We start from the raw sequence: 4,787 nt of genomic DNA on the forward strand, positions 1-4,787 counted from the left end.
CCACCCGCGAAATGCGCGAGGTGTACCCGGTGCTGTGGACGCTGGAGGTCCTGGCGCTGCGCAGCATCGCCCCGCTCACGGACGAGCGGGTGGCGGAGCTGGAGCGCATCAACGCGCTGCTGGAGGCCGAGCAGGACCCCGAGCGCCGCATTGACCTGGACGTGGAGTGGCACCGCACCCTGCTGGAAACGTCGGACAACGACTACCTCAAGACGACCATCGAGTCGCTCAAGCGCGTCGTGCGCCGCTACGAATACGCATACATGCTGAACGCCGGATTCATCCCCGTCAGCACGCGCACCCACGAGCAGATCGTCGGCCTCATCCGCACCGGCAGCGTCGACACGGCCGCCGAACTGCTGGAGGTGAACTGGCGGTTCGGGATGGAGAGTTTGATGGAGTGGCTGGATGGGGTAAACGAGAGTGCGTGAGTGCTGGGTGCGTGAGTGCGGAAGGGCAGTACGAGAGTACGAGAGTACGAGAGTACGAAAGTGCCCGGTCCGACAGCATTGTGCACCGCATGGGCATCGCTTTCCGGTGAGATGAAAAGGGCCCCGCGGCGTGCGCCGCGGGGCCCTTTTCGTTCGTCCCTCCGTCCCGGTCAGCGGCCCAGGGGGCGGCCGAGCAGGCGCGTCCAGGACTTGGTCATCTGCTCGTACTCCGCCGGGCAGCGCCGCGCACGGGCCTGGGGCAGGATTCCATCACGCACCCACGCCTGGTACTTGGACGGATCCGATCCGTAGATCCAGCAGGCGATGTTGTACAGGCGTTGCGGGCCTAGCGAGTGCTCGTCCGCAAAGTCCGACTCGTCAAACTGCGCACCCTCGCTCTGCAGCGCCATGGCGCCGGAGAGCGCCGCGTTTGCGCCCTTGTCGCCATCCTGCAGAAGCACCAGCGCGGCCAGCTGGTCCGCCACGTCTTCCTCGCGGCCCGTGATGGGCAGGTCCAGCTGGTGCACCAGCGCGTGACCCACCTCGTGCAGCATGATGAAGTCGAACGCGCCGTTCACCCGCTCCGCCAGGTCCTCCTGGCTGGACGCCGCGCTGCGGAACCCTTCCGCCAGGTACGTGAGCATCTCGTAGCAGAAGGTGACGGTGCCCTCGCGCGGGCTGTAGAACGCGTTGGGGCCCATCTCCTCACCGCACTCGCCGAACAGCAGCGGCACGTTGCGGGGGAGCGGGAACGCGCTGTTCAGCTGCTCCGCCACGCTTTCCATCCGCCGGGCCTGCTGCAGCTGGGCACGCATGGGGTTGTACTGCGGGCTGCGCACCGCGGGGTACGCCGCCACCCACTTGCCCGTGAGCTGCGAATTGTTCGCGCCGCCAATGGGGGCCGGAGTGGTGCCCGAGCCGGTGGTGCGGGTGGGCGCGGCGTCCGTTCCCCGCTCCACCAGCAGCGTGTAGGCGCCCGTGGCCCGCGGCTCGTACGAGTTCACCTGGATGGCGTAGGTGCCGCTGCCATCCACCGTGAACGTCATCCGTGCGTCGCGCCCGCCGCCGCTGTCGTCGTCGCTGCCAATGAGCTGCACGTCTTCGCCGTCCGTGGTGCCCACGGCCAGGTACGAGTCGAACGCGGTGGAGCGCAGCGTGACCTGCACCACGTCGCCCGGGGCGCCGCGGTACACGTACAGGTCCGCGTACGAGCTGTCGCCCAGCATGCGGTCCGTGCGCTCCAGCGTTCCGCGCACCGGCTGCCCGATGCTCACCGCCGGCATGCTGGCCGTGCCGCCGGTGCGCTGCGCCACCGCGCTGCCGGCGTCCACCCGCAGCGTGTAGCTCCCCGACTCGTTGGCGCCGAAGGAGTTGGCCTGGATGACGTACGTGCCCGAGCGGTCCAGCCGCACGCGCAGTTCGGCGTTGTTCCCCGGGCCGCTGTCGTCGTCCTGCGCCACCCGCTGGAACTGCGAGCCGAACGCCGTGCCCCACGAAAGGAACGGGTCGAAGTCCGTGGAGTTCAGGCGGATGACGATCTCCTCGCCCGGCTGGCCCTGGTAGGTGTAGGCGTCGTAGTGCGAGCCGTCTTCCAGCGTGGGGTCCGACGCGTCCAGCCGCCCGGTGATGGACTGGCCCTGGCGGATGGGGGTTCCCGCCACGCGCCCGCCGGTGCTGGGCCCGCCCGCGCTGCGCACCGCCAGGGTGTACGCGCCGGTGACGTTGCCCTGCAGCGAGTTGGCGCGGATCACGTAACGCCCGTTGGAGCCCACCGTCACCCGCAGCGCGGAGTTGGTGCCGCCGCCGCCGTCGTCGTCCGTGTCCGCGCCCCGCACCGCCGAGGCCTCGTCTTCGCCGCCGCCCAGGTAGGTGTCAAAGTCGCTGGACGTCATCACCACTTCGATCTGCTCGCCGGGCGTGCCCTGGTAGGTGAACAGGTCGTAGTACGAGCGGTCGCTCAGCGCGGGGTCGCCCGAGGCAAGCCGCCCCTGCACCGACTGCCCCGCGCGAATGGGCGTGCCCTGCGCCTGCACGCCCTGGCCCGCGCTCTCGACGCGCAGCGTGTAGCCGCCGGTGCTGGCCGCCGCCACCGAGTTGGCGCGGATGCCGAACTCGCCGCCGGAGCCCACCACGGCCACCATGCGCGCATTGGTGCCGCCGCCGCCGTCGTCGTCGCTCGCCTCGGGAGTGATGCTGCCGCCGCGGATGGTGCCGCCGGACAGGTACGCGTCAAAGTCCGCCGACTCCATGGTGACGGTAATGCGCTCGCCGGGGGTGCCGCGGTACGTGTACAGGTCAAAGAACGAGCCGTCCTGCAGCTTGTTGTCCGATGCCGCCAGCGTGCCGGTGACGGTTTCGCCCGCGCGGATGGGGCCGCCGTTGGCCGTCCGGCCCCGGCCCGTGGCCACGGGAGTGGCCACCACGGGGCCGGGAACCACGGGGGGCGCGCCGCCGGCCTGCACCGACACGGTGTAGGCCCCGGTCTGGTTGGCCGCCAGCGAGTTCACGCGGATCACGTAGGTGCCCGACGACCCCACCGTGGCCAGAAGGCGGGAGTTGGTGCCGCCGGCGCCGTCGTCGTCCGTATCGCCCCCCTCCAGCGCCAGCGCCTGCGTGGCGCCGCCGCCCAGGTACGTGTCGAACGCGCTGGACATGAGCGTGATGGTGATCCGCTCGCCCGGCCGGCCGCGATACACGTAGAGGTCGTAAAAGGAATCGTCGCCCAGCTTGGGATCTGACGAGGTCAGTTGGCCGGAGATGGTCTGCCCGGCGCGGATGGGCTGCTGCGCATGCGCGGGAGCGGCGTACAGCAGTGCCGCCGCCGTCGCGGGCAGCAACAGAGTGCGTGCGATCTTCATGGGGGCCCGAGCGGGTGAACGGGAGAGCGGGACGGACGGGCCGCCGGAGTGGCGAACCGGTTCCCGAAGAAAGGAGCAGGCCTGCGGCCCGGCATTGGACGCGGGGGCACGTCCAGTCCGCAAAAGCCGGCCTGCAAGGGGCAATATAATGCGCAACGCTGCCACGTCCAATGGGAGCAGCATCTGTTTCTCCGAATCGCGATCCCGCGGGGGAAGCGGAAGAATGGCATCTCACGCAGAGGACGCGGGGCCAGCCGAGGTCGCGGGGAACAGCGGGGGGATGATCGGCACGGGCGCATGGGACGGGGGAAGCCCCGGAATCCGGCCGGCGCCGGATTTCGGGGCTTTGGTACCTCCGGGATTTCCGCCCGTCAGCGGACGACGGTCAGGGTGCGGCGCGCGATGGCGGGCGGGCGGTTGGCGAGCATCACCGTCACCTCCAGCGTGTAGCCGCCGGGGCGCAGGCCGGGCGGAAGCGACACGCCCAGCGCACGGCCCGCCACGGGGCCGGGCTCCACCGGCTCCACCCAACGCATGGCGGCGGTGCGTCCGGGGCGCGCCAGGCCCACCGCTTCCAGCCGGCGCCTGCCCCACCCCGCCTCGTCCGGCACCAGGCGCACGCGCACCGTCATGGAATCGGCGGCGGCGATGTCGTACGTCTCCCAGAACACCGCCAGCCGCTCCCCCGCCCGCGCCTCCGCCGACGAGCGCGCCCCCGCCACGGCCTCGTCCAGCGTCACGGGGCGCGCGGCGGGATCCGTCAGCAGCAGCAGGTCCGAGACGGCGGCGCGCGCGTCGCTCCCCATCGCCATCCGCTCCCGCCCGATGATGCGCGACCCCGGCTCGCGCACCTCCAGGCTGGCGATCACGCTGTCCGCCGGCAGGGTGACGCGCAGCACGCCCTGACCCCCGAAGTCCGCCTCCGCCTGCGCGGGCCGCCCGTCCGCGTCGGCCATGGCCACCAGCGCACCGCGCAGCCGCGGCGCTCCGGGAAGGCTGTCGTCGCGCAGGGTGAAGGCCGCGACCAGCAGCGTCTCGCGCCCGCGCCGGAACCGGGCGAACTGGTGCGGCATCTCCGCCATCCGCGCCGCATACGCCGGGCCGTAGCGGGTGATGGTGACGGCCGATTCGGCGCGCGGCCATTCATCGCCCTTCAGCGTACCGGGACGGCGCGCGGCGGAGAGGGGCGGGAGCCATTCCCACGAGCGCCCGCCGGTGTACCCCAGCACCGCATCGCCCGGATTGCTGCCGATGAAGGGCGGCTGGTACACGGCCCACGCGCGCGGCCACCCATACCGCACCACCAGCTCGCGCGAGTCGTCTTCCCACCGGGTGCGGTCCACCTGCCGCGCGTCGTCCTGCAGCGCGTGCATCACCCAGCGGGCGTAGTGCTCCGTTCGGCGGTCGTTGCCCGGCTCGCTCCAGAACGGGTCCGCCAGCCACCACATCCTGCGCTCCGCCGCCTCCCGCTCCGCGCCGCCCAGCGCGCGCCACGCCC

Annotated in this window: 3 protein-coding genes; 1 reads left to right on the forward strand and 2 read right to left on the reverse strand. The window is 71.7% G+C overall.

The genetic code is table 11. The features are described 5' to 3' along the window. On the forward strand, positions 1-431 hold a 431-nt coding region (locus VF665_RS11180; RefSeq protein WP_331053513.1), incomplete at its 5' end, for an FCD domain-containing protein. Between the two features lie 170 nt (positions 432-601). Here the strand turns inward: VF665_RS11180 and VF665_RS11185 are convergent. Beyond that, positions 602-3,289, reverse strand: a complete 2,688-nt coding sequence (locus tag VF665_RS11185) for a DUF4344 domain-containing metallopeptidase (protein ID WP_331053514.1) — start codon at positions 3,287-3,289, stop codon at positions 602-604. 371 nt (positions 3,290-3,660) lie between these two features. Beyond that, positions 3,661-4,787, reverse strand: a 1,127-nt coding sequence (locus VF665_RS11190; protein WP_331053515.1) for a hypothetical protein, incomplete at its 5' end; no start/stop codon positions are given.

The organism is Longimicrobium sp., from assembly GCF_036387355.1.
Taxonomy (GTDB): Bacteria; Gemmatimonadota; Gemmatimonadetes; order Longimicrobiales; family Longimicrobiaceae; genus Longimicrobium.